The sequence below is a fragment of the Gordonibacter pamelaeae 7-10-1-b genome, from assembly GCF_000210055.1.
Classification (GTDB): domain Bacteria; phylum Actinomycetota; class Coriobacteriia; order Coriobacteriales; family Eggerthellaceae; genus Gordonibacter; species Gordonibacter pamelaeae.
Genome location: NC_021021.1, coordinates 2,087,667 through 2,088,439, shown reverse-complemented (window position 1 = coordinate 2,088,439; position 773 = coordinate 2,087,667). Strand labels below are relative to the sequence as shown.

Here is a 773-nt window from a genome sequence, read left to right as displayed (position 1 = left end):
CCATGGCGCCGCAGGGCGACCCGGCCGCGGCGCGCGCCGTGTTCGAGGGCCTCGCGAACCTGTATGCCCAGCTGCGCGCCGGGCTCGATCCCGCGCAAGCGGCCCTGTTCGATGGGCTTTCTATGGGCATGAGCGAAGATTGGCGCGAGGCCGTGCGCGCGGGCGCTACCATAGTGCGCATCGGAAGGGCCGTGTTCGACGATGCCTTCGAGGCTTGAGGCCCGGGTGCCGGGGCACTGCGCACAGGGCCGATGGGCGCCGGCACGCCTCGAGCGGCGCGAAGCAAGGACAGACGGAAAAACGCAGCAGGGTGAACGCAGCGGCGGCTCGACCGCCGGAACCAAACGAAGCAGGTGGTGAACATGGAGCTGCCCAAAATCAAGCGATCCGAGCACGGCGGCGGGATGCTCGACGGCATCAAGTCGAAGCTGGGCTTTGCTGACGCGGCCGGCAACGGCGGCGGATACGACGACGCGTATCTCGATGACTACGGGGACGACTTCGGCGACTACGACGACGAGTTCGGCGAGTACGGCCCGGGCTACGACGACGGGGCGCCCGCCTCGCGCTACGATCCGTACGCGCCCGTGACCACGCGCCCGGCGCGCGGGGGGAGCCGCAGCGCACGCTCCTCGTCGGATTCCGACTTCCCCAAGCTCGTGTCCATCGACGACGTGCGCGCCCATACCCAGGTGCCCGACAGCCTGCGCCGCGACCCGCTGCCGCCGCGCCGCGTGTCGTCCACGTCGTCCAGCTACCGGGGCGAGCGCACG

General features: G+C 70.6%; 2 pseudogenes. Both read left to right on the top strand.

Annotation, left to right across the window (positions count from 1 at the left end):
- Positions 1-218, top strand: a pseudogene (locus tag GPA_RS19785) (YggS family pyridoxal phosphate-dependent enzyme); the annotation flags it as partial.
- A gap of 144 nt (positions 219-362) precedes the next feature.
- Positions 363-773: pseudogene (locus GPA_RS19165) on the top strand (cell division protein SepF); the annotation flags it as partial.